Here is a 23,512-nt window from a genome sequence, read left to right on the forward strand (position 1 = left end):
CAGACCTTACAGACTATGCAGGCATGCGGCGCTGGATTCGATATGCTCCTCGACGTACGGCCGTTGCCATTCGAGGAAGGTCTCATCCGAGCGGGTGAGCCCGTCGCGTCTGAGCTCCTTGACGATGGATGCCGCCACCTCCTCGACGAGGCGTTCGATGGACTCGGCCGCCGGCGCGGAGCCCTTGCCGCCTTCGCCGAAGCCCGCGCCGCCGTAGCAGGCGGCGGAAGCGAGACGCATCACCGATTCCAGATTGCCGCACACGTCGCCGAGGCGTGCGAACATGCCGCCGGACAGTTTGCGCAGCGCGGCGAACCGCCACTTGTAGTACGGCAGGTAGCCGGCGACCATCGGCTTGTTGACGAGGAACACGAGCGAAGCGGCCGCATCCACGAACTCGGCGATCGCAAGCCAGGCGGCCGCGCCGTCGCCGCGCTTGAGATTGCGCGGCAGATTGTATTGCCCCGCCTGCGCGATCATGCCGAGCCGCTTGGAAATCAGCGCGAGACGCACGTCCTCCGGCATGTCCTTGAACCCCTGACGTGCCTGCGAGAACGCGCCGATCGGGTCGGCGAACACCTGGCCGTTCGTCGCGGCGGCGAGCGTCGCCTCGTCGAGCATCAGCCACTCGTGCGGCGCATCGGCCGCCGGGGCCTCGCGGTATCCGGTGATCGACTCGAAGAAATCGCCGATGCGGAACACGCCGTCACGCCGGAACGCGCCCTGCGCGCGCGGCGTGAGCGGCGAGGATTCGGCCGGATTGACCGTCGCGTCGGTGGTGGTGGCATCGTCGATGGTGGCGTTTGCCGTGTCCGTCGGCTCGTCCGCGGCGGCGGACGGACGCACGTAGCCACGGAAGTCGCGGGGGAGCGCATCGTAGTCGGCCTGCAATCGCGCGCCGATCGCCGCGTAGTCGTCGTCGGTGAGCCACAGGCAGAATCGCGGGCCGAAATCGTGGTCGTGCGAATACGTGTCGTCGAAGCCGTAACATTCCGATCCGTGCCCGACGAGACCGGCGGCGATGCGGTCCGCATACTCCGGGTATTTCGCCCGCACCATCGGACGCCCGATCTCCTCCCAGTACGCTTTCGCGAGTTTGAGGCCGGAGATGGGTGATTGCGACTCAGTATGTGGTGTGGTCGACGTTGCGGTTTGCGCCGTGATTGGCGTTGCGGTCGGCGTTGCGGTGGCTGCGTGGTCTCTTCCCCAGTCGCCTCCGGCGACAGCCCCCTCGTCAGAGGGGGCCACATCCCCGCTCCCGCCGGCGGAAGGCAGGGAAGAGGCTCCGTCTTGTTCCGCCTTGGCCCCCTCTGACGAGGGGGCTCCCGGCGTAGCCGGGTGGGGGAGAGACTCCGCCCCCGCCTTCGCCGCGGCCTCGTTGAGGTTCGCTTCGGTGATCCGGTAGTAGTCCGTGTCCGTGCCGTAACATTCCGCGATCACGGCGAGTGCGTGACGGTAGTACGCGACCGCGTCCGCGTACCGTTCCTGCGTGTACCGTACCTGCGCGAGTCCGGCCAGCGCGGACGCGTAGTGCGCCGAATGTTCGAGATGCCCGGCCGCGTAGATCTCCAGCGCCTTCGACGCGTGCCGGTCCGCCTCCTCCAGTTTGTGCTCCTCCAGCAGCACGAGCGCGAGATTCGTGTGTGACGAGGCCACGTCGATGTCCGCGTCCGGGTTCACGCTCGACGATTCGATGATGCGCAGCGCCTCGCGCAGTTCGGCTTCCGCCTTGTCGATGCGGCCGGTCTCGCTGTACAGCATCGACAGATTGTTGTGCAGCGCGGCGAGCCGCCGGTCGGTCGGATCGTAGTTGCGTTCCGCGCATGCCAGCGCCTGCCGGTACAGGTCCTCCGACTGGTCGTAATGTTTCGCGGCGCGCATCGCGGTCGCGCAGTTGATGAGCGTCGTCGCCCACGCTTCGGTGCCTTCGAGCCCCATGTGCAGGGCGAGCTCGATGGCCCGCTGCACAATCCACTGGTTCTCCTCGTGCCGGCCCTGCGACCGGTAGAAGCCCATCGTCTCGTTGAGCACGGTGAGCAGTCCCGCCTCGTCGCCCGCGTTCTCCGCGTCGATTGCCGCCTGTTCGAGGTACGGCCCGGCCTTCTCCGCCGCGTCGTGCGCCGCGAAGATCGCGTCCAGACCCTTGAGGAACCCGTTCACGTCGAACGGGCGGGCGGCGGTGTCCTCGTCGCGCGCGTCATCGGATGCGTTGCCGCCTTCGTTCTGTGTGTTCTGCGTGTTCTGTGTGTTCTGCGTGTTGTCCTGCGGTGCGTCGAAATCGTGCGCGTGCTTCGCCGCCATCTGCTCCAGCGCCGCCTCCAGATCCGTGTTCATCGCGGCATTGTCTGCAAACGATTCCATCCCGTCGATCGCGTCGGCGTCCACTGCATCATCGGCCATCGATTTGTTCCCTCCATCGCGAATGTCGTCCATCACTGACTTCCAGCGTACTGTGACCGTTCCCGCCGCACGCTGTGAGTGTCGTTACACCGGGAGATTCCGGGCGGTCTTGCCATCCTACGGCGATACCGTTGCCGTCCTACCGCGATACCGTTGCCGTCTTGCCATGATGCGCCGCCGTGGTGTCCCGTTGTCGGGAAACAAGGCCATTGCTCCCGAATCGGGGACGCAAGAACGGGAAGAGCCCCGTATCTGCGGGGCTCTCCGGGAGATCGTGGTCCGGGCCTTGGAAGGTCCCGGCCAGCGGATTCGATTTCCGATTCAGTTTCGATGGAAACCGAATCACCGAAACCAGTGTCAGCGCTGCTGACGGCGACGCGCGGCGACGGTCACGCCGCCGGCGGTGGCCAGCAGCACGACCACCGCGGCGACGACCGCCACGGACGCGCCGGTGTTGGACAGGCCATTGCCCTTGGCGGTGTTGCCCTTGGCGGCGCCGTTCGCGCCGGTGCCGCCGTTGCCCTTGCCGGGCGTCGGGTTCTGCGGCGTATTGTCGCCTTGGCCGCCTTGGCCGCCTTGGCCGCCCTGGCCACCGGGCTGGCCGCCTTGGCCACCGTTGGCGTGCGCCTTCTTGGCGGCGTCGATCTCGTCCTGCGTGTAGAGCAGCTGCGGGTTCACCGAAGCGACCGCGGTGCCGAACTTCGCCTGCTCATCGGCGGTCAGCGTCTTCGTCACCGTGAACTCGGAGGGCTTCGCCGAGCCGAGCTCGTTGACGCCGAAGTCCACGCCGTTGACGTACAGGCCGAGTGCGAGCGGCTTCGGGCCGTTCGCGTACACCGGCAGGGCGAACGTGAGCTTCGCGGTGTTCCCTTCGACGGACGAGGCCGTCAGCTCCACGCCGGCGGGCGACTCGTCGCCCTTGACGCCCGGATGGGCGCCCAGGTAGTCGATGAGCCCCTGCACGTCGACCGTGCCGGTCAGGCGCGGCGCGCCCTGCGCGGTGAATCCGGTGAACCCGTCGCCGCCGGAAAGCAGGAACGAGTTGGCGGCCACGGTGACCGTGTCGTCGTCCTTGATCGGCTTGCCGTCGACGAACACGTCGGTGACGGTCGCGACCGGCGCCTTGGTGTTCGCGTCGGGCGCGAGCGTGTAGACGAACGTCACGTTCGACGAGATGCCGAGGCGCGTCACGCTGGACTTGCCGTCCTTGATCTGCCACTGCTGGGCGAGCACCGTCTTGAGCTGCTTGCCGGTCAGGTCGACCACGCTGTTGTCGTTGCCGAACGGGAGCATGCTGTACGCCTCCTTGACGGTGATCTGCTTGTTGCCGTCAAGATCGAGGTTGTCGGTGCGCAGGCCGCCCGGGTTAATGAAGCCGATGGTCGCGTTCTTGCCGACTTCCGTCTTCTTCGCGGATTCGAGCGCCGCATCCGCGTTCAGCGTGCCGAGCTGGGTCTCGGCCGACCAGTCGCCCTTCGCGAAGTCCGCGGACTTGTCGATGGTGCCGATGACCTGCTCGCCGGCCGCGGCGGAATCCGCCTGGGCCTGCTTGTAGACCTTCGCGGCCGGACCGTTGTCGTCGCCCTCGAAGCCCTTGGACGGCGCGGTGCCGTCCTTGTTCGTCACGTACGTGACGGCGTACTGCGAGGCGTTCTGCACGGTGACCTTCGCATCCTTGCCGGAGCCGTCGATGTAGAGGTCCTGCGCGGCCGCGTCACGGCCGTAGCTGCCGGCCTCGATGATCGGCGCGCCGGACTTCGTGGTGGCGCCGGACTCGTTGCGATGGCTGTGGCCCGCGTAGACGAGGTCCACGTTCGCGTCGAACCCGTCGCCGTCGGAGGCGAGCGTGTCGCCGTCCTCGTGGACGAGCGCCACGACCGCGTCCGCCTCGCCGTTGGACTCGTCGCCGTCGGACAGCTGGTCGGCGACCTTGTTGACCGCCTGGACCGGGTCGGTCACGGTCACGCCCTGCATGACGCTGGGGGAGACCACGTTCTTGAGGTCGGCGGTGATGGCGCCGACGAACGCGACCTTCTTGCCGTTGATCGTCTTGATCGTGTACGGCTTGAGACGATCGGAGGTGAGCTTGCCGCCGGAGATGTTCGCGGCCACCCAGTCGACGCCGTACTGCGGGGCGGCGATGCGGTCGTTGAAGTCGCCCGTGCCCTTGTCGAGCTCGTGGTTGCCCAGCGCGCTCACGCTCAGACCCCACGCCTTCGCCATCTCAAGGGTCGGCTTGTCCTGGAAGTAGGAGGATTCGAATGGGGAGGCGCCCACGAGGTCGCCGCTGGAGACGAACACGCTGTTGCCCGGGTTGTGGTCGACGGCGAGCTTCTTGTACGCCGCCTCGATCCACTGGCCGGTCTCGATGTGGCCGTGGAAGTCGGTGATGTCGAACACGGTCACCTGCTTGGCGTCCTTGCCCGGCTGGTCGGGCTTGTCGGAACCGGAGCCGCCGTTGCCGTCGGAATCCGGGTGGCCGCCGTTGTCGGCGTACTGTTCGCCGATCACGCTCGGCGCGCTCGCGCCCGGCTCGACCTTGACGACGTCGCCGTTCTCGTTCAGCGTGACCTTCGCGCTCAGTGCGGCGGCCAGGTTGAGGCGCTGCCAGCCGTCGGACGTGGAGTCGAGCGGGTAGCCGCCGTCGATCGCGGTCTTCGTGAGGATCGCCTCACGCTGGTCGCGGTGCAGCTTCGGGTACGCGATCTTCAGCAGGTCGGCGGAGCCTTCCGGTGCCTTGAACTCGGTGCCGGCGGTGGTCTTCGCGAAGCCGTAGGTCAGTCGGTTCGTGTAGACACGCAGCGCGGAGGCGCGGTCGGTGACCGGCTCCTTGCTCACCACGTCGACGAACGCGTTCGTGTAGCCGTTCGAGGCGTTCGCGCCGAGGTTGCCGACGCACTCACTCACGGTCGCGTAGTCGGAGTCCTGCTTGGTGGCGTGTCCGTCCGCCACGCACTTGGCGGCGAGATACGACTGCAGCTGGTCGGAGGCCGGCTTCACGTACTTGTCGTAGTAGGTGCTCCAGTAGTAGCCGTTCGCGACCTCGCCGTCGATGCGGCCGCCCATGATGTCGAGCGGGTAGTGCACGCCGAGCACGATGCGGTTGTTGCCCGCCTCGGACGTGCGGGCGAGGATCTCAGGCGCGAGCTGCGGGAACATGCCGGCCAGCGCGACGCCCCACGAGTAGGCGCCGGTCGTGTGGCCGGACGGGAACGAGCCGGATCCGGCGAGGCCGTCGTATTCGGCGGAGTGCGTGTCGCCCTGCGCGTCGGTCCAGTCGGGCACGCGCTTGATGCCGGCGGAGATGTCGGTGATCTCGTTCCTGCCGCCGTCGGTGCGGTCCTCGAACGGACGCGGGTGCTGGAAATGCTTCTTCGCGGTCGAGGTGGAGATCGTGTCGTACTTGAAGATGTCGGACACCTTGTTCAGGCTGCCGTCGGCGAGTCCGTCGGAGAAGTACTTGCCGAGGACCGGTCCGAGCGAGTCGGGCAGCGTCTCGGCGGCGCTCATGTCGGCGTCGACGAGCGCGCGCTGCTGCTGCGGCGTAGCGGTCTTGCCGTCGCCGCCTTCCGCCGCCGCGTTGTTGATCTTCTGGACGAAATCGTCGTCGTGGTCGAGCACGGTCTTGTTCAGGACCTTGCCGCCGGCGTTTTCGGTGGCCGGCTGCCAGTATGCATCGTATTCGCCGAGCAGCTGGACGAGATTCGGCTTGACGGCGGCGCGCGTGGCACCGTCGGAGTAGACGGTCGCGTCGTCGCCGGCTGCGGCGGCGTCGTAGCGGCCTTCGCTGGTGGCCGCGTACTTCGCGGCGTCGAACGCGGCCGTCGCGCCGGCGACGTCGCTCGCGTTCGTCGCGGTCTCGCCCGCGGCGGCGGTCGCGACGCCGACGCCGGACAGCGTCGCCGCGGCGACCATCGCGGCGAACAGTCTCGTCGCGATATGCGTGTTCCTCTTCACTTGCTTCACTATGATGATTCCCTTCGTCATGTCCGTCGGGTTCCGTGCGGTCATGGAGCCCGATTCATCCGGACACGGCCCACGCTACGGCCGCGACATGGCCGGGGTGGGCGACGGGGAAGAACGGGAGGTGAACTTCCGTGAAGTGTGAGCAAGCGCACGCCGTCCACGCGCGGTGCGCGGGCGGCGTGACGTGTGTGAGTGGCGTGCGCGACGGCCGCTCTCACACGTGGACTTCGCGCAGACGGTGGATGGCGTCGGTGTCGGTCTCGTAGCGCCACGAGTAGATGGCGAGCAGGGCGACGCCGAGGATGCCGAGCTGCAGGCCGGCGAGACCGGTGAACCGGTAGTTCATCGCCAACGCGTTGAGCGTCATGCCGCCGACCGCGGAACCGACGGCGTTGCCGAAGTTGAACGCGATCTGCGCGGCGGCGCCGGCGATGAGCTCGCCGCCGCCCTGACCGGCTTCGGCCATGAGCAGCAGCTGGGGCGCGTTGACGAAGAACAGGCCGAACGCGATCCAGAAGGTGAGGATGGTGGTCGAGACGTGGTTGCCCGGCACGACGAGCACCATGAGCAGACCGAGGCAGGAGACCGACTGGCCGAGCGCGGCGGTGCCGGCGTGACGCCAGTGGTCGGTGACCCATCCGCCGGCCAGTCCGCCGAGGACCATGCCGAAACCGGCGAGCATCATGAACATCGGGACCAGGGAGGACTGCCAGCCGCCGGACTTCTGCAGCCACGGGGAGACATAGCTCCACCAGCAGAACACGCCCGCGTTGCCGGTGAAGATGGCCGCGATGATGAACCACGGGCCGGGCTTGGCGAGGAAGCGGAACTGCCCCTTGATGCCGGTGTCCTTGACCGGTGCGACGGCCGGGACCCAGGCGGCCACGAGGACGACCGTCATCGCGGCCCATGCGGCGAGGAAGCCGAACGTGAGACGCCACGAGAGGAATTCGGCCAGCAGCGTGCCGGCTGGCACGCCGAGCATGTTCGCGATGGTCTGTCCGGCCACCATCAGCGAGACGGATTGCGCCTCCTTGCCCTTGTCGGCCAGCGTCTTGGCGACGAATGTGGCGGTGCCGAAGAACGCGCCGTGCGGGAGCCCTGCGATGAAGCGCGTGACGAGCAGCATGGGCGCGTTGACGGCGAACGCGGAGAGCAGGTTGCCGGCGAACGCGATGACCATGAACAGGATGATGAGCCGCTTCGGCGGGGTCTTGCGGCCGACGACGAGCATCAGCGTGCCGAAGCACACGCCGAGCGCGTAGGAGGAGATGTAGTGGCCGGCGGTCGGGATATCCACGTTGGTGGCGGCCGCGGCCTGCGGCAGGATGCCCATCATCACGAATTCGGCGGCGCCGAGGATGAACGACCCGGCTGCCAGCGCGAGCAGACTTCTCTTCATGATTCCCCTTGGTGTACGAATAAGTTTGATAAACACGTTTTCTGAATACGTTTGCATCAAACGTTATACGCAACGCTACTCCTCACCCCATACCGGATTTGCGTATTTGGAGCGGCGGGCCTTCGGGGGCAGTGACAGTCAGGGAGGGAACCATGGCCAAAGAGAATAAAAAAGGAACCGCTGATTTCTCAGCGGTTCCTCAGTTGTCGGGCTGGCGGGATTTGAACCCGCGGCCTCTTCGTCCCGAACGAAGCGCGCTACCAAGCTGCGCTACAGCCCGTTTGGCAACGGGTGATATATTACATGTTTGGGCGAGCGATGCAAACGTCGGCGTGTCGCGCCGTTTTCCGCGCTTTTCCCTGCGCCCCCTTCGGGGGAGCTGGCGCGCGGAGTGCGACTGAGGGGGTGTTGCGTACGGATTGCCCCGCTCCCATCCCTGCGCCCCCTTCAGGGGGAGCTGGCGCGCGGAGCGCGACTGAGGGGGTGATTCCGTGCGACCCCGTCGCTCCCAATCCGTTCATTCCCCTCCCTATTTCCCGCCGTGTATCGCCTTCTCGCTAGACTGTGTGCCTATGTGTGAAACCCAAGAATCCCAAGCGAACGAGGACGAGAACGTCGAGAACGCCGTCCCCCAGATGACCACGGTGGAACGTGCGGAGATGCTGCTCAAGCAGGATGAGACCATCCGCGAGAAGATCAAGGGCGGCGCCACCCTGGACGAGGCCGTCGACCCGTCCAACAAGGAGTTCGGCCCGCTGGCCCACCCCGAGCAGGTGCAGATGCGCGTCGCCAAGCGCGCGATGATGCTCGAGTCCGGCGTCAACCCGTACCCGGTCCACCTCGATGTGACCGACACCATCGAATCCGTGCGCGCCAAGTACGACGGCAAGCTCGAGCCCGGCCAGGAGACCGAGGACATGGTGGGCATCGCCGGCCGCGTCCTGTTCATCCGCAACGCGGGCGGCCTCAACTTCGTGCAGCTCTCCGCCGGCGACGGCACGAAGATCCAGGGCATGATCTCCAAGAAGGAGATCGGCGCCGACTCCCTCAAGCAGTTCAAGCAGCTCGTCGACCTCGGCGACCACCTGTACTTGAAGGGCCGCGTCATCTCCTCGAAGACCGGCGAGCTCTCCGTCTTCGCCACCGAGTGGGCGATCGCCGCCAAGGCGCTCCAGCCGCTGCCCGCCCTCCACAAGGAGCTCAACGAGGACACCCGCACCCGCAAGCCGTACATCGGCATGATCGCGGACGAGAAGATCCGCAACATGGTGCGCAACCGTTCCAAGGCGGTCGCCTCGCTGCGCCACACGTTCGCGAACCACGACTTCATCGAGGTCGAGACTCCGATGCTGCAGACCGTGCACGGCGGCGCCGCGGCCCGCCCGTTCACCACGCACATGAACGCGTTCGACCTGGACCTCTACCTGCGCATCGCGCCGGAACTGTTCCTCAAGCGCTGCCTCGTCGGCGGCATCGACCGCGTGTTCGAGATCAACCGCGACTTCCGCAACGAGGGCGTCGACGCCACGCACGCCCCCGAGTTCACGATGGTCGAGGCCTACCAGGCGTACGGCACGTACAACACGATCGGCCAGCTCGTCAAGGAGCTCGTGCAGAAGACCGCGATGGACGTGTACGGCTCGCACAAGGTGACGCTGCTCGACGGCACCGAATACGACTTCGGCGGCGAATGGCGCACGATCAGCATGTACGACTCCCTGTCCGAGGCGCTCGGCGAGGAGATCGTCCCGAACGGCGGTCCCGAGCATCCGGGCACCTCCGTCGAACATCTCGGCGCCATCGCCGACAAGCTCGGCGTCGAGCGCGACGAGGTCGAGAACCACGGCAAGCTCGTCGAGCACCTGTGGGAGCACTTCTACGAGGACAAGCTCTACGAGCCGACCTTCGTGCGCGATTTCCCGGTCGAGACCTCCCCGCTCGTCAAGGGCCACCGCTCCAAGCCGGGCGTGGTCGAGAAGTGGGACCTCTACGTGCGCGGCTTCGAGCTGGCCACCGGCTACTCCGAGCTCAACGACCCGATCGTGCAGCGCGAGCGTTTCGTCGCCCAGGCGAAGGACGCGCTCGCCGGCGACGAGGAGGCGTGCGACATCGACGAGGACTTCCTCGAGGCGCTCGGCGTCGGCATGCCGCCGGCCGGCGGCATGGGCATGGGCATCGACCGACTGCTCATCGCCCTGACCGGCGCGACGATCCGCGAGACGATCACCTTCCCGCTCGTCAAGCCCCTCGTCGCCTGATAGCATCACTTTCGGCCCCCTCGTCAGAGGGGGCCAATTCATAGATGGGGGAAACATCATGAATCGGGAATCATCGAACAGCGCGCACGCATCACTGCGCCTCTGGCTGTCCGGCATCCGTCCGAAGACGCTGCCCGCGTCGATCGCGCCGGTGCTGGTCGGCGCGGCCTGCGCGTGGCAGATGCTCGGTTCGTCCGCCCGCAGCTGCATTTCGACCGACGAGGGCGTCTGGGCCGATATGGAGATGGCCAAAGGCCCGTGCTTCGACCCTTGGTACGCCTACGACGATGCGCTCGTCCGGTTCATCGGCATGACGCTGCTGTGCGTCGGCGTCGCCCTGTTCCTCCAGATCGCCGTCAACTTCGCGAACGACTACTCCGACGGCGTCCGCGGCACGGACGCGTCGCGCGGCGGCAGCGAGGCGGCGAGCGGCAAGCCGCGCCGCCTCGTCGCGTCCGGTCTGGTGCCGCCGAAACGCGTGCTCGCCGCGGCCGGCTGCGCCGCAGCGCTCGCCTGCGTGTGCGGTCTCGCCGTCGCCGTGCTGTCCGGGCAGTACTGGCTGATCGGCGTCGGCGCGTTGTGCGTCATCGCCGGGTGGTTCTATACCGGCGGCCGTCACCCCTACGGGTACGCGGGACTCGGCGAGCCGTTCGTGTTCGTGTTCTTCGGCCTCGTCGCCACGCTCGGCACGCAATTCGCGGTCGCGTGGAGTTTCGACGGTTTCGGCATGCCCGGCACGTGGCGGATCGCGTTCGAGACGCCGCTCACGGTGCCCGGTCCGATGGCCGCCGCCGGTTGGACCGTGGGTGCGATGCTGTGGACCGGCGACTACGGCGTCGACGGGACGGGGATCACCGCCGCCGTCTGCTGCGGCGTCAACGCGATGATGTTGCTCATGGTCAACAATCTGCGTGACATCGACGATGACCGCGTGCACGGCAAACGCACGTTGGCCGTGCGATTGGGTGCGAGGGGCGCGAGGATTCTGCTCGTCGTATGCGCGGCGGGGGAGTGGATCCTGTCGATGATCCTGTATCTGGGCCCGTGCATCGGCGCCTCCGACTGGGTGTCGTACGTTGCGACCGGGCATATCGGGCGTATGCGGGGGTTGGGATTGCTGTTCCTGACGGTCGTGGCCGTACTGGGGGCGGCGTTCCTCGCCGGCGTGGTGACGAACGTGTTCCGTGGCCGGTACGGCGCCGCGCTGCGGTTCGCCGGCATCAACGCGCTCTGGTTCGCCGTCGCGTTCGCCCTGCTCATGTTCCCCGCCGCCATCGCTCCCGACGGGAGCATCACCGCCGTCACCTGATCGGTGGGCCTTCGTATCCGTTACCCCCTCAGTCCGGCAAAGCCGGACAGCTCCCCCTGAAAGGGGGAGCAGAAAAAGGTCCGCGTTCGCGGGGTCCTCTCTCTTGCGCCCCCTTCAGGGGGAGCTGGCGGCCGGAGGCCGACTGAGGGGGTGTCCGCCCGACCATCCGCGCGATTGTTTACCCAAACGTTGCCGAGAAACGTGGGATTATTGTTCGTGTCTGGGCCGGACTGGCGGTAGACTGGCCGTATGTCTTACAAACTGGTACTGCTCCGTCACGGACAGAGCGCATGGAACAAAACCAATCAGTTCACCGGCTGGGTCGACGTCCCGCTGACCGAGCAGGGTGAAGCCGAAGCCAAGCGTGGCGGCGAGCTGCTCAAGGAGAAGAACGTCCTCCCGGACATCGTGTTCACCTCCCTGCTGCGTCGCGCCATCAACACCGCCAACATCGCGCTGGACGCCGCGGATCGCCTGTGGATCCCGGTCGAGCGCAACTGGCGTCTCAACGAGCGTCACTACGGCGCTCTGCAGGGCAAGAACAAGACGGAGATCCGTCAGGAGTACGGCGACGAGAAGTTCATGCTGTGGCGCCGCTCCTACGCGACCCCGCCGCCCGAGATCGATCCGAACGACGAGTACGCGCAGAACCACGATCCGCGCTACACCGGCGATCCGGTTCCGGAAGCCGAGTGCCTGGCCGATGTCGTCAAGCGCGTCGAGCCGTACTTCAAGTCCGCCATCGAGCCTGAGCTCAAGGCCGGCAAGACCGTCCTGATCGCCGCCCACGGCAACTCGCTGCGTGCCATCGTCAAGATGCTCGACAACCTGTCCGAGGAGGAGATCGCCAAGGTCAACATCCCGACCGCCATCCCGCTGCTGTACGAGCTGGACGAGGACTTCAAGCCGATCAAGCCGCGTGGCGAGTACCTGGACCCGGAGGCCGCCGCCGCCGGTGCCGCCGCCGTCGCCGCCCAGGGCCAGAAGTGAGCCCGACGATTCGTCACTGAATCACGGTAACGAGAGGGGACGCTCCGAGAAGGAGCGTCCCCTTTTCGTGTATGGCGATACCCCCTCAGTCGCGCTTCGCGCGCCAGTTCCCCCTGAAAGGGGGCGCATATGACGTGGCCTGCGCCCCCTTTCAGGGGGAACTGTCCGGCTTCGCCGGACTGAGGGGGTGCTGAACCAGCCATCCGCATATAACAAAACGACGCAAGACCAATCAAGGCCATTGCGCCGTTCCGGGTCCTCCCTAGGGAGGAAATTCGTTATCCGTCCGGACAGCCGGACGGAACCTTACTCGATTGAGCCTTCCTCGTCACGGCTTGGCTCCTTCGACGGATCGAAACCGGAGACGATGAACACGACGCGACGCGCGGCGGAGACCGCGTGGTCGCCGAGGCGCTCGAGGAAGCGGCCGAGCAGCACGACGTCGATGAGCTGCTGACGGCTGATTTCCACGCTTTCGTCAAGCGCGAACTCGAAAGTCTTGTGGTGCAGGGCGTCGAGCTTGTCATCGTTGGCGATGATGCGCTCGGCGGTCTTGGCGTCGCGGTCGGCGAGCATGCTCACCACGTCGTCGGAGGTCTCGTCCAGGAAGTCCTGCATCTGCTGGAACGTCTCCTTCGCGCCTTCCGGCAGCGCGGAGGCGGGGTAGGCGCGGCGCGCGGTCTCGGCCACGTGCTTGGCGAGATCGCCCATGCGCTCGAACGTGGTGGCCAGACGCATCGTGGAGACCACGACGCGCAGATCGGTGGCGACCGGGTTCTGCTTGGCCAGCAGTTTCACGCACTGGTCGACGACGCTCTCCTCGAGGGCGTCCAGCTCGATGTCACCGTCGATCACGGTCTGGGCGGCCTCCACGTCCTGCTTGAGCAGGGCGTCGCCGGCGCCGCGGATGGACTTGCGCACACCCTGCGCCATGCGGTCAAGGTCGTCGGCCACGGCCTTGAGCTCTTCATTAAAGATAACGCGCATTGTCTTCAGCCTTTCATCTTTCTTCGGCCATGGACGGGCGACGGTCAGGCGTAGCCCGTACCTCACGGCAACCTCTCCCATTTTATGCGAGTACTCCCGCTTTCGCGACAACGTAGCGCAATCGCCATCTGCTGTTGGCTGCATGTTCACCACTACGTTCACCGGATATTCAACTACACGGCATGTCGCCGCTTCCGACACGCCCGGTGTGGGAGAATGGAGCGCATGTATGATTCCCCGGTGCCGTCGATCATCGTGTCGTCGGTCTTCGGCGTGATGGGTCTCGCCATCGCGCTCGCCGTCCTGTTGTTCATCATCGACCATGTCGAACCGATCGTGGAGCGTCTGCTGGGAGGTGCGTCGTTCACGGAATGGCTCGGCAACCTCATCGGGCGCAAGACGCGCGGTCTGCGCAAACGCCGCGACGCCGCGGACGGCGACGACGATCTCGACGCGTCGACGGAGGCGCTGCTGTCGATTCTGCCGAGCGCGTCGCTGATCGTCGACCGCGACGGCGACGTGGTGCGCGCGAACCCGCAATCGTACCGTCTCGGCATCGTCCAGGACGACAGCATCGTCAACGAGAAGGTGGTGGAGACGGTGCGCGAGGTGTTCGCCACCGGCGGCAGGCGCCGTTTCGACCTGGAGACGGAAACGCCGGAACGGTTCGTCGCGTCGGGCGACGACGACGCGACGAACCGCTCCGGTGCGGGCGTCGCGCCGGGCGCGCGGCCCGGCGTGCGGCGCCCGAACTGGCTGAAGGTGACGGTCGGGCGCGTGGGGGAGCGATACGTCGTCGTCCTCATCGACGACGTGAGCGAGACGGTGCGGTTCGCGCAGATCCGCGACTCGTTCATCATCAACGTGTCCGAGCAGCTGCTCGGGCCGACCGAGGCGCTGTCGCGTCTCGCCGACGATCTCGAGCACGACGGCGAGGACGGGAAGGGGCTCGACCGCGCCCGCATCGAGGCGGACGCGCGCGAGGTGCGCACGACCAGCAACCATCTCAACCACATGGTCTCCGACCTGCTGCTGCTCATCAAGGCGCAGGAGCCGATCGTGCCGTCCGCCGCGAACCGTCTCAACGTGATGGACGAGGTGCGTGCGGTGAAGGCGTCGCTCGCGCGTGAAATCGCCGATTTCGGCGTGGACGTGAACGTGGAGGGCGACGATTCGCTCGTCGTCAACGGCGATTCCGGACAGATCCGCACGGCCCTGACCAAGCTCGTCGAGAACGCGATCGAGTATTCGCCGTCAGGCGGGTACGTGGGCGTGTCCGTGGAGGCGGACGAAATGCGCCGCCACGCGGTGATCCGCGTGATCGACCAGGGCAAGGGCATTCCGAAGCGGGAGCAGTCGCGCATCTTCGAACGGTTCTACCGCGGCGCCGACCAGAGCGCGCGCACCGCCGACGGCGTGGGATTGGGATTGTCGATCGTCAAGCATGTGGCGCTCACCCACCACGGCACCGTCGCCGTATGGTCCGCGCCCGGCCAGGGCAGCACGTTCACCCTCACCCTGCCCGTCGCCCGCTGAGGCGTTATTGGCCGAGACGCCGGTAGTCCCAGCGGTCGAAATGCTCCCAGATGAGCATGAGCACGCCGACGACGACGCCAGCCGCGCAGATGATCAGCGGCGTGGCGACGTCGAATCCGAGCGCGTCGAGGACGAAGCATGCGATCAACGCCACGGACCACAGGCCGGTGCCGATGAGGAACACGGTGCGCAGATCCACGCGCACCGGCTTGGGCGCCGGCCTGCGCACCGCGGGGTCGAGTATCGGGGCGAATCGCAATTTCACAGCGACCACCTTACCGCACGCCGCCGAGCATGCGCCGCGTGCGGTTCCGCCCCGGGTTCCGCCCCGGTCGCGCGGTTCCGGCCCGATCCGGCTACAGGTGTTCGACAACGTAGTCGATGCATCCGGTGAGCGCGGCGACGTCCGACGGTTCGACCGACGGGAACACGCCGACGCGCAGCTGGTTGCGTCCCAGCTTGCGGTATCCGGACGTGTCGACGATGCCGTTCTCGCGCAGCGCGGCCACGACGTCGGAGGCGGCGATCGCGTCGTCCAGGTCGATGGTGACGACCGAGTGGGAGCGTGCGCCCTCGTCGGAGACGAACGGCTTCGCGTAGTCGGAGCGTTCCGCCCAGGAGTACAGCAGCGACGCGGACTTGGCGCAGCGCGCGGCCGCCCAGTCCATGCCGCCGTTGTCGTTGAGCCAGCGCACCTGGTTCTCCATCATGATGAGCGTGGCGACGGCGGGCGTGTTGAGCGTTTGGTCCTTGCGCGAGTTCTTCAGCGCCTTCGTGAGCGACAGGAACGGCGGCACCCAGCGGCTCGCGCCGGGAAGACTCACGTTCGCCTCGACGCGTGCGGCGCGTTCGACGGCGGCGGGGGAGAGGACCGCGACCCACAGGCCGCCGTCCGAGCCGAACGCCTTCTGCGGGGAGAAGTAGTAGGCGTCGGTCTGGCTGACGTCGACGGGCAGCGCGCCGGCGGCCGACGTGCCGTCGACCAGCGTGATCGCGCCCTGCTCGACGCTGCCTTCGACGCGGCGCACCGGGGCGGCGACGCCGGTGGAGGTCTCGTTGTGCGCCCAGCAGTAGGCGTCCACGTCCTCGGTGGGCTCCGGCAGACGGTACGTGCCCGGCTCTCCCTTATAGATGACCGGATCCTCGAGGAACGGCGCGGCCGCGGCGGAGGCGGCGAATTTCGCGCTGAACGATCCGTACGTGCCGAACGCGGCCTGGCGGGTGATGAGCGAGGCGCAGGCGATCTCCCAGAAGCAGCTGGCGCCGCCGTTGCCGAGCGCGATCTCGTAGCCGTCCGGCACGTGGAAGAAGGATTCGAGGCCTTCGCGAATCGAGCCGACGAGCTGGCGCACCGGGGTCTGACGGTGGGAGGTGCCCAGCAGCGTGGTGGCGCCGGCGTCGAGCGCGGCGACCTGTTCGGGGCGGATCTTGCTGGGCCCGGAGCCGAATCGGCCGTCCTCGGGCAGCATGTCGGAGGGGATGTTCACTGTATTGGCCATGCGCACCACCCTAGCCAATCCTTCGGTGCTCAGGTCGCGTGCTCCATATATCGACCGCGCGGCGGCCGATGGGCGGACGCGCGGAAGATGAGGGGGAGGCGAGGGAGGGAAGGACTCGAACCGGTTCGACACCCCTAGGGGATTTGCCTGAGGGTGGGGGTCGTTGTAGGGTGGCGAATTGTGACGGTGAAGGGTGCCGTCTGCAGAGGTGCCCTCCCAACCCACCAAGGAGCTGATACTGTATGAGGCATGCGGCACATAAGGCGGCCGGAACTTCCGCCAAGGGCAACGGATCGAACAGCCTGATGGGTCTGTTCTCCGGTTCCCGCGGCACCCACACGCGTGGCACCGTGATCGCCATGCAGATGGCGGGGAACAACGGCGCCGTGCTCGGTCTCGACGAAGCGGTGGCCGATAAGCTCAACGAACTCGCGCCGATGTCGCGCCGCGCCATCCGCGAGGCGGCCCGTGCGGCCGAACGTCGCAACTTCATCGTCGGCTCCGCGTCCCTCGCGGCCCTGGCCGGCACCGCGGCCACTGCGGTCGCCTTCGCCAGCCCCGCCGACGAAGGCCTGTCCGTCGCCGAGGACGCCGCGACGACCACCACGCAGATTCAGGCGGTCAAGGGCGCGGCCTCCCGTTCCGACGTGCGCACCCCGCTCACCGGCACCGGCGACACGGTCTCCAGCACCGTGGCCGGCAGCGACGCCACGCAGCAGTCCGACGCCGACGCGCAGACCCAGCAGACCTCCAACGAGGGCACCTGGTCGCTCGGCGACGCCAGCACCTCGATCGACCTCAAGCAGATGTCCAAGTCCCTCGCGAACAACGAGAACGTCGCCAAGCTCATGGACGAGGATTCCAACCTGCTGCCCGCCGGCTTCGACCCGAACCACGCCACCGGCGACGTCGGCAACGCCTATGAATTCAGCCAGTGCACCTGGTGGGTGTACGTGCGCCGCCATGAGCTCGGCCTGCCGGTCGGCTCGCACATGGGCAACGGCAACATGTGGGCAAACTCCGCGCGCGCCCTCGGCTACTGGGTCGACAACACGCCGCGCCACGTGGGCGACATCATGGTCTTCCGCGCCGGCCAGGAGGGCACCGACTCCACGTACGGCCACGTCGCCATCGTCGAGAAGATCAACGCCGACGGCTCCATCGTCACGTCCGAGTGCGGCTCCGTGATGAACGGCAAGACCTACTCGAAGACCTACACGAACGTCTCCGACTTCGAGTACATCCACTACTGATACGTCTGACTACTACTGATACGTCTGACCACTGATACGTCCGGTCTCCGATGCATCCGATGCATCGCCGGAGATTCCGCTTACCGATTCGCTTTCCGCTCCCCGGGCACCCCGGGTGCTACCGTAAGGTTCCGATGAAGAATTTGAAGCAAACCGTAATCGCATTCACCGCGGCCGTCGCAGCCTGCGCGACGTTCATCGCCGTCGCTCCGGCCGCCACCGCCGCCGACCAGACCTCCGGTGTGGTCACCTCCGAGCGCTCGTTCCCGAAGACCACGACCGCCCGCAAGAACCTGCTCAAGGAATCCACCTCCACCGATGTGGAGTCCGATTCCAACTGGGGCGGCATCGAGTCCCTGAACGTGCCGCAGACCAAGTCCCAGGCCGAAAAGGACGCCGAGGCCAAGGCCGAAGCCGAGAAGAAGGCCGCCGAAGAGGCCGCCCAGGCCGCGGCCACCGCGCAGGCCCAGGCCGCCAGCCGTTCCGCCAGCCGCGACGCCTCCGTCGACACCTCCAGCCTGCCGACGCCGACCGGCAACGCGCAGGGTGTCATCTCGCTCGCCCTGGCCATCGCCGCCGACGACCGTTATGTCTACGGCGGATGCAACCCGCCGTACAACATGGACTGCTCCTGCTTCGTGCAGTACGTCTTCGCCCAGAACGGCATCTCTCTGCCGCGCACTTCCGGCGCGCAGGCCACCGTCGGCACCCCTGTGGCGAGCCTCGCCGAAGCCCAGCCGGGCGATATCCTCGCCAACGCGAACCACTCCGGCATCTACCTCGGCAACGGCATGATCGTCGACGCCGAGACCTATGCGGACGGCATCCGCACCAACGCCGTCGCCTACGTGTTCGCCGGTGCCAGCTACTCCATCCGCCGAGTCCTGTAATACCGACACCCGGCGGTTCGGTTACGGATCGCTTCCCGTTCTTGAGACAACGCGCCTCCCCTTTCCGGGGACGGCGCGTTTTCCGTTTTCCGGTCCGTTTCCACGCGACACGAGTGAACTATTTCACGAAGATGAGCCACGATATGCGTCCATGACGGGGTATTGTGGAACGCACAGGGGGCGATGTCGCCACGGCATGACGGCATCGCGTATAACTCAAGGAGGTCGTCATGATCAACGACAAGGCCATACTCGTCGGCGTTGACGGGTCGAATGCCAGCTACAAGGCCGCCTGGTGGGCGGCGAACTATGCCAAGCATGCGGGACTGACGCTGCAGATCGTCTGCGCATACTCCCTGCCCAGCTATGCGGCCGTCAGCTTCGACGCCACGTACACCGCGATGGGCGACGACAACGCGGCCCATTCCGACGCGCAGGAGATTCTGTCCAAGGCGAAGGCCATCGCCGACGAGCAGGGCGTCCAGGCGGCCACACTGATCGTGACCGGCGACCCGGCGTCCGTGTTCGTCGAACTGTCGCGCAACTACAACCTCATCGTCATCGGCAACCGCGGCAAGGGCGGCCTCGCCGAGCGCCTGCTCGGCACCACGTCCTCCTCGCTGCCCGCCTACGCGTACTGCCCGATCGTCGTCGTGCCCTACACCGACGACGACGGCAACCTCATGCACCTCAACAACACGATCACCAAGGTGGCGGTCGGCTCCGACGAATCCAAGTGGGGTCTGAAGGCGCTCGACATCGCCGCCTCCTTCGCGCACGCGTGGGGTGCCGAGCTCGACGTCATCTCCGCGGCGGCGCAGGTCAAGGGCGCCGACGACGAGGTGTACGCCTCCTTCATGGACGATCTGGAGACGCGCGTCAAGCCGCTCGAGGAGCAGTACCCGGATTTGAAGATCGAGAAGCGCATCGTGCCCGGCTCCGCCGTGGACGCGCTCACCAAGGCCAGCTACGACCATGACGTCGTCGTCGTGGGCTCCCGCGGACGCGGCGGCTTCACCGGCCTGCTGCTCGGCTCCACCAGCCAGGGCCTGCTGCAGCACTCGGTCGGCCCCGTCTACGTCGTGCCGCGCAAGTACGTGGAGGCCGCCGAAAGCCGCCTCGACACCGTGCCGAGCTCGCCGGCCGAAGTGCCGACGAAGCCGCTCGACGACATCAGCGGCGTCAAGGAGGTCCCGGTCGAGCCGGCCAAGCCCGAGGTCGTCCAGCAGATCGAAAAGACCATCGACCCCGAACACTGATCCGATTGAGGTCGGCCGTAGGCCGTCCGTGATTGCGGCCGGGCTGTCCGCTCCTTCTTTGGCCCCCTCTGACGAGGGGGCTGTCCGCGTAAGCGGACTGGGGGAGAGATACCGGGAACCGTTACGTTCCAGCTATCTCTCCCCCAGTCTCATTGCGTTCGACAGCCCCCTCGTCAGAGGGGGCCGATTGCGTGCGATTGGTTTACTTCTTGATCGTCACTTCCATGCGGACGGGGGTCTCCTGCACGTAGGTGTGCTTGACCGTGCAGCCCTTGTCGATGTGACGGGTGATGCGCTCCTTGAGCTTGGCCGCGTCCTCGTCGCTCAGATCGGAGCCGGTGGCGTCCACGACGACCTGCTCGTCGAAGTTGATGTACGCGTCGTTGTCCGCGTCATAGGTGCCGCCGACGACGATCTTCGCGCCCTTGCCCTCGCCCAGCGTATGCTCGATCGCGAACTGGCTGGACAGCGCCGCGCAGCCCGCCAGCGCGATCTTCATCAGATCGCCCGGCGTGAACTGGCCGCGGTCCTTGCCGAACTTGATGTGCGCGCCGTCTTCGCTGAACGCGTCCCACGAACCGTCCTTGTTGCGTTCCACCCACAGTCGCTTGGCCATGATGACTCCTCGTCTATCCGTGCGGCGCGCCTGTCGCGTCGCGACCATCTCCAATCTAGCCGAAAACCGCCGCCTTCGCCGCAAATCGCCATCCGCCGAAGCGAACCCCCCTCAGCCGGCTTCGCCGCCAGCTCCCCCTAAAGGGGGAGCAAAGAGATGATATGCGCCCTTTCCGGGGAGCAGGAAGACGGCATGCGCCCCCTTCAGGGGGAGCTGGCCGGCCGGAGGCCGGACTGAGGGGGGCACGGGCTGACCGAGGGGGTCACGCTACACTGGTGCCCATGGCTTTGACCCCGGAACAACTCGCTGACATCCGCACCCGCATTCCCGCCCGTCCCGAGACGGACGTGCCCACCCCGTACGAGGATCTCGTGCGCACGATCCTCACCGAGGGCACGCTCAAGTCGGACCGCACCGGTACGGGCACGATCTCCCTGTTCGGCCGCCAGATCCGCTTCGACCTGTCCGACGGCACGTTCCCGCTGCTCACCACGAAGACAGTGTTCTTCAAGGGCCTCGCCTACGAGCTGCTGTGGTTCCTCAAAGGCTCCTCGAACGTGCGCTGGCTGCAGGAGCGCGGCGTGCACATCTGGGACGAGTGGGCGGACGAGAACGGCGACCTCGGTCCGGTCTACGGCGTGCAGTGGCGCAGCTGGCCGGCCCCGACCCCGGACGACCCGAACCGCACGATCGACCAGATCGCCAACGTGATGGACCTCATCAAGCATCACCCGGATTCGCGCCGCATGATCGTCTCCGCGTGGAACCCGGCCGAGGTCGAGCACATGGCCCTGCCGCCCTGCCACGCCCTCTTCCAGTTCTACGTGGCCGACGGCAAGCTCAGCTGCCAGCTCTACCAGCGCAGCTGCGACATGTTCCTCGGCGTGCCGTTCAACATCGCCTCCTACTCGCTGCTCACCCTGATGATGGCGCAGCAGGCGGGCCTCGAGCCCGGCGAGTTCGTGTGGACCGGCGGCGACTGCCACGTGTACGACAACCACATCGAGCAGGTCCTCGAACAGCTGTCGCGCGAGCCTTACCCGTACCCGAAGATCGCGATCGACAAGGCCGACTCGATCTTCGACTACGAATACGAGGACTTCCATATCCTCGACTACCGTCACCACCCCACCATCAAGGCGCCCGTCGCCGTCTGACATTACACTTCTGTTCCAGTCCAATCCCACTCAAGGAGTCCGAAATGGAGCATGACAGTAGCCGAAGCGGCTATCACGAACCCGAGCCCGGGGATGCCGGGCTCGACGAGACCGAGGACTGGGGCGACGATTTCCCCAAGACGTTCTCGGTGAACCTCATCTGGGCCGAAGCCCGCGACAAGGAAGGTCGTACGGGGGCCATCGGTCTGGAGGGCGGCATGCCGTGGCATCTCGCCGAGGATATGAAGCATTTCAAGGAGCTCACCGTCTCGCACCCGGTGATCATGGGTCGTCGCACTTGGGAGTCGCTGGACCTGCGTTACAGGCCCCTGCCCAACCGCGACAACATCGTCGTCTCCCATGACCACCAGTACCGTGCACCCGGCGCGACCGTGGTCGACAGTCTGGAGGACGCGCTCGACCTGGCCCGCCAGGAGGCGATTCCGGACGACGGTCTCGACCGTTCCGAGATCTGGGTGATCGGCGGTGCGCAGCTGTTCGAGGAGGCCCTGCCGCAGGCGAACAAGGTGTTCGTCACCCTGCTCGACGCGGCCGTGGACGCCGACACGTACGCGCCCGACATCGCCGCGCTCGCGGACGACGACCACGCCGGCTGGCAGGTCGCCGACCGTTCGCCGTGGCTGAAGCCGAAGAAGCCGGAATCCGGTATCGCCCGGTACCGTTTCATCAAGTATGTGCGTTCCCGTTAGCCGAAAGAGAAGTATGACCGACGAGAAGAAGTACACCGTCATGACCGTGTGCACCGGCAACATCTGCCGGTCGCCGATGGGCGAGATCATCCTGCGCCACTATTTCGACGAGCGCGGCCTGTCCGGTCGCGTGGACGTCGAGTCCAGCGGCGTCTCCGATGAGGAGTGGAGCCACCCGATCGACCCGCGCGCCGTGCATGTGCTGCGCGAGCGCGGCTATGGCGACGAGATCCCGCGCGACCATTTCGCGCATCGGATCAGCCGTGACGAGATCAACCGCACCGACCTGTTCCTGCCGATGACCGCCTCGCACATGCGCGCCCTGCTGCGCATGCTGCCGCCGGCGAAGCGCGCCGAGGTGCACATGTACCGCAGCTTCGACCCGAATCTGCCGAAGCCGCCGGCCGGCCGTGAAAGCGAGATCGACCTGGTCGATCCGTGGTACGGCGGTCCCCACGAGTTCGAGGTCGCCATCGACCAGATCGAGGAAGTCGCCCCCTACATCGTCGACTGGGTGGCCCAGCGCCTCACCGCCGCCGAACACTAACCCCCGTTCCCGCGCATATCCCGCGCACTCTCCCATGGTGCGGTAACACACAATCTCCATAACGGCGGAATCAAGCCGTTTTCGGCGACCGCACCATGGGGGTTTTACCGCACCATGGGATGGAGTGCGTGAGTGCGAGGGGGTGAGGTGTGGTGATACACCGGTTGACCAAGAGTCGGTTTCCATGCTATCCTGCGATGTTGTATGGTACACAGCTGTACCACTTGACGAGGGAGAGAGCCCGTCAGGTGTCGTAGAAGGATCGACAGGCCAATGAACGGAACACACCAGCAGAATCGTCCCGATGCCGGGCATCACGGTATCGGGCATCACAGTACCGGGCAACATGGTACCGGGCAGCACGCGCAACCGCGCACGGGGCATCGTGTCGCCAACATCGTCGGCATCACCCATCGCATCGTCGCCGGCATCGTCGCCCGCGTCACCCGCCGTGCGCGCGCCGCGGTGGCCGGCGTCGCCGCCGCGGCCATCGCGCTCGCGATGATCGCGACCGGCACGGCGGTCACCGCCACCGCCGACGTGACCAACACCTCGGCCGACGCGACCGTCCGCCCGGTGAGCAACATGGGCTTCGAATCGGGGCTGGACGGCTGGACCGCCAAAGGCGACGTCGCGACCGTCACCGGCGGCGCCTCGGAAGGCGACCGGTACGCGGACCTGCCCGCGGGCGCATCCATCACCTGAACCATCACCGGCATCCCGCAGGGCAGCT

The 23,512-nt window shown here is 66.6% G+C and carries 18 protein-coding genes and 1 tRNA gene; 11 read left to right on the forward strand and 8 right to left on the reverse strand.

All coding sequences use genetic code 11. The features are described 5' to 3' along the window. Positions 1-6 precede the first annotated feature (6 nt). The 4 genes from AC1AYX_RS08570 to AC1AYX_RS08585 form a co-directional block, all read right to left on the reverse strand. Positions 7-2,334, reverse strand: coding sequence for a DUF4037 domain-containing protein (locus tag AC1AYX_RS08570; RefSeq protein WP_476503126.1), 2,328 nt, complete (start codon positions 2,332-2,334; stop codon positions 7-9). A gap of 423 nt (positions 2,335-2,757) precedes the next feature. After that, positions 2,758-6,366 (reverse strand): 5'-nucleotidase C-terminal domain-containing protein, encoded by a 3,609-nt coding sequence (locus tag AC1AYX_RS08575; RefSeq protein WP_476503085.1) that lies wholly within the window; start codon positions 6,364-6,366, stop codon positions 2,758-2,760. 214 nt (positions 6,367-6,580) lie between these two features. Further along, complete coding sequence (locus tag AC1AYX_RS08580) at positions 6,581-7,768, reverse strand: MFS transporter (protein ID WP_476503086.1); 1,188 nt, start codon at positions 7,766-7,768, stop codon at positions 6,581-6,583. A 206-nt stretch (positions 7,769-7,974) separates the two neighbouring features. After that, positions 7,975-8,048: transfer RNA gene (locus tag AC1AYX_RS08585), tRNA-Pro, on the reverse strand. Between the two features lie 292 nt (positions 8,049-8,340). On the opposite strand from AC1AYX_RS08585, the gene lysS reads away from it, so the two are divergent. The 3 genes from lysS to AC1AYX_RS08600 all read left to right on the forward strand — a co-directional run bounded on the left by lysS (position 8,341) and on the right by AC1AYX_RS08600 (position 12,325). Further along, positions 8,341-10,026, forward strand: a complete 1,686-nt coding sequence (gene lysS, locus AC1AYX_RS08590; protein ID WP_476503087.1) for a lysine--tRNA ligase — start codon at positions 8,341-8,343, stop codon at positions 10,024-10,026. A gap of 244 nt (positions 10,027-10,270) precedes the next feature. Further along, entirely contained in the window at positions 10,271-11,335 is a 1,065-nt protein-coding gene (gene menA, locus AC1AYX_RS08595) for a 1,4-dihydroxy-2-naphthoate octaprenyltransferase (protein ID WP_476503127.1), read from the forward strand. A 249-nt stretch (positions 11,336-11,584) separates the two neighbouring features. Further along, positions 11,585-12,325, forward strand: coding sequence for a phosphoglyceromutase (locus AC1AYX_RS08600; RefSeq protein ID WP_034525883.1), 741 nt, complete (start codon positions 11,585-11,587; stop codon positions 12,323-12,325). Between the two features lie 306 nt (positions 12,326-12,631). Here AC1AYX_RS08600 and phoU read toward each other — a convergent pair whose 3' ends face one another. Continuing rightward, positions 12,632-13,312: a phosphate signaling complex protein PhoU gene (gene phoU, locus AC1AYX_RS08605; RefSeq protein WP_034525951.1), complete on the reverse strand. Its 681-nt coding sequence runs from the start codon at positions 13,310-13,312 to the stop codon at positions 12,632-12,634. A 225-nt stretch (positions 13,313-13,537) separates the two neighbouring features. Between phoU and AC1AYX_RS08610 the strand changes: the two genes are divergently transcribed. Next, complete coding sequence (locus AC1AYX_RS08610) at positions 13,538-14,848, forward strand: sensor histidine kinase (protein ID WP_476503088.1); 1,311 nt, start codon at positions 13,538-13,540, stop codon at positions 14,846-14,848. A gap of 4 nt (positions 14,849-14,852) precedes the next feature. Here the strand turns inward: AC1AYX_RS08610 and AC1AYX_RS08615 are convergent, their stop codons facing one another. Together AC1AYX_RS08615 and serC are read right to left on the reverse strand one after the other, a co-directional pair. Next, entirely contained in the window at positions 14,853-15,107 is a 255-nt protein-coding gene (locus AC1AYX_RS08615; RefSeq protein WP_476503128.1) for a DUF2530 domain-containing protein, read from the reverse strand. A 97-nt stretch (positions 15,108-15,204) separates the two neighbouring features. Then, entirely contained in the window at positions 15,205-16,347 is a 1,143-nt protein-coding gene (gene serC / locus AC1AYX_RS08620) for a phosphoserine transaminase (protein ID WP_476503089.1), read from the reverse strand. A 242-nt stretch (positions 16,348-16,589) separates the two neighbouring features. On the opposite strand from serC, the gene AC1AYX_RS08625 reads away from it, so the two are divergent. The 3 genes from AC1AYX_RS08625 (at position 16,590) to AC1AYX_RS08635 (ending at position 19,749) form a co-directional block, all read left to right on the forward strand. Continuing rightward, a complete protein-coding gene (locus AC1AYX_RS08625) occupies positions 16,590-17,600 on the forward strand; it encodes a CHAP domain-containing protein (RefSeq protein WP_476503090.1) in 1,011 nt (336 codons plus the stop codon). 134 nt (positions 17,601-17,734) lie between these two features. Then, the gene (locus tag AC1AYX_RS08630) at positions 17,735-18,490 is read left to right on the forward strand and encodes a C40 family peptidase (RefSeq protein ID WP_476503091.1); all 756 of its coding nucleotides are present in this window, start codon (positions 17,735-17,737) and stop codon (positions 18,488-18,490) included. A 230-nt stretch (positions 18,491-18,720) separates the two neighbouring features. Further along, entirely contained in the window at positions 18,721-19,749 is a 1,029-nt protein-coding gene (locus tag AC1AYX_RS08635; RefSeq protein WP_476503092.1) for a universal stress protein, read from the forward strand. Between the two features lie 202 nt (positions 19,750-19,951). Here AC1AYX_RS08635 and AC1AYX_RS08640 read toward each other — a convergent pair whose 3' ends face one another. After that, a complete protein-coding gene (locus AC1AYX_RS08640; RefSeq protein ID WP_034525863.1) occupies positions 19,952-20,365 on the reverse strand; it encodes an OsmC family protein in 414 nt (137 codons plus the stop codon). A gap of 281 nt (positions 20,366-20,646) precedes the next feature. Here AC1AYX_RS08640 and AC1AYX_RS08645 point away from each other — a divergent pair, with 281 nt between their 5' ends. From AC1AYX_RS08645 to AC1AYX_RS08660, 4 genes are all read left to right on the forward strand, one after another. Further along, complete coding sequence (locus AC1AYX_RS08645) at positions 20,647-21,522, forward strand: thymidylate synthase (protein ID WP_476503093.1); 876 nt, start codon at positions 20,647-20,649, stop codon at positions 21,520-21,522. 44 nt (positions 21,523-21,566) lie between these two features. Then, positions 21,567-22,232, forward strand: a complete 666-nt coding sequence (locus AC1AYX_RS08650; protein WP_476503094.1) for a dihydrofolate reductase — start codon at positions 21,567-21,569, stop codon at positions 22,230-22,232. 13 nt (positions 22,233-22,245) lie between these two features. Then, complete coding sequence (locus AC1AYX_RS08655; protein WP_476503095.1) at positions 22,246-22,779, forward strand: low molecular weight protein-tyrosine-phosphatase; 534 nt, start codon at positions 22,246-22,248, stop codon at positions 22,777-22,779. 273 nt (positions 22,780-23,052) lie between these two features. Further along, the gene (locus AC1AYX_RS08660) at positions 23,053-23,484 is read left to right on the forward strand and encodes a hypothetical protein (protein WP_476503096.1); all 432 of its coding nucleotides are present in this window, start codon (positions 23,053-23,055) and stop codon (positions 23,482-23,484) included. Positions 23,485-23,512: the final 28 nt, after the last annotated feature.

Source organism: Bifidobacterium sp. LH_419 (assembly GCF_056356955.1).

Coding starts and splice junctions, on each gene's coding strand:
- AC1AYX_RS08570 (WP_476503126.1), bottom strand. CDS start 2,334: ATGAACACGGATCTGGAGGCGGCGCTGGAGCAGATGGCGGCGAAGCAC.
- AC1AYX_RS08580 (WP_476503086.1), bottom strand. CDS start 7,768: ATGAAGAGAAGTCTGCTCGCGCTGGCAGCCGGGTCGTTCATCCTCGGC.
- lysS (WP_476503087.1), top strand. CDS start 8,341: ATGTGTGAAACCCAAGAATCCCAAGCGAACGAGGACGAGAACGTCGAG.
- menA (WP_476503127.1), top strand. CDS start 10,271: ATGGCCAAAGGCCCGTGCTTCGACCCTTGGTACGCCTACGACGATGCG.
- AC1AYX_RS08600 (WP_034525883.1), top strand. CDS start 11,585: ATGTCTTACAAACTGGTACTGCTCCGTCACGGACAGAGCGCATGGAAC.
- phoU (WP_034525951.1), bottom strand. CDS start 13,312: ATGCGCGTTATCTTTAATGAAGAGCTCAAGGCCGTGGCCGACGACCTT.
- AC1AYX_RS08610 (WP_476503088.1), top strand. CDS start 13,538: ATGTATGATTCCCCGGTGCCGTCGATCATCGTGTCGTCGGTCTTCGGC.
- serC (WP_476503089.1), bottom strand. CDS start 16,347: ATGGCCAATACAGTGAACATCCCCTCCGACATGCTGCCCGAGGACGGC.
- AC1AYX_RS08625 (WP_476503090.1), top strand. CDS start 16,590: ATGAGGCATGCGGCACATAAGGCGGCCGGAACTTCCGCCAAGGGCAAC.
- AC1AYX_RS08630 (WP_476503091.1), top strand. CDS start 17,735: ATGAAGAATTTGAAGCAAACCGTAATCGCATTCACCGCGGCCGTCGCA.
- AC1AYX_RS08635 (WP_476503092.1), top strand. CDS start 18,721: ATGATCAACGACAAGGCCATACTCGTCGGCGTTGACGGGTCGAATGCC.
- AC1AYX_RS08640 (WP_034525863.1), bottom strand. CDS start 20,365: ATGGCCAAGCGACTGTGGGTGGAACGCAACAAGGACGGTTCGTGGGAC.
- AC1AYX_RS08645 (WP_476503093.1), top strand. CDS start 20,647: ATGGCTTTGACCCCGGAACAACTCGCTGACATCCGCACCCGCATTCCC.
- AC1AYX_RS08650 (WP_476503094.1), top strand. CDS start 21,567: ATGGAGCATGACAGTAGCCGAAGCGGCTATCACGAACCCGAGCCCGGG.
- AC1AYX_RS08655 (WP_476503095.1), top strand. CDS start 22,246: ATGACCGACGAGAAGAAGTACACCGTCATGACCGTGTGCACCGGCAAC.
- AC1AYX_RS08660 (WP_476503096.1), top strand. CDS start 23,053: ATGAACGGAACACACCAGCAGAATCGTCCCGATGCCGGGCATCACGGT.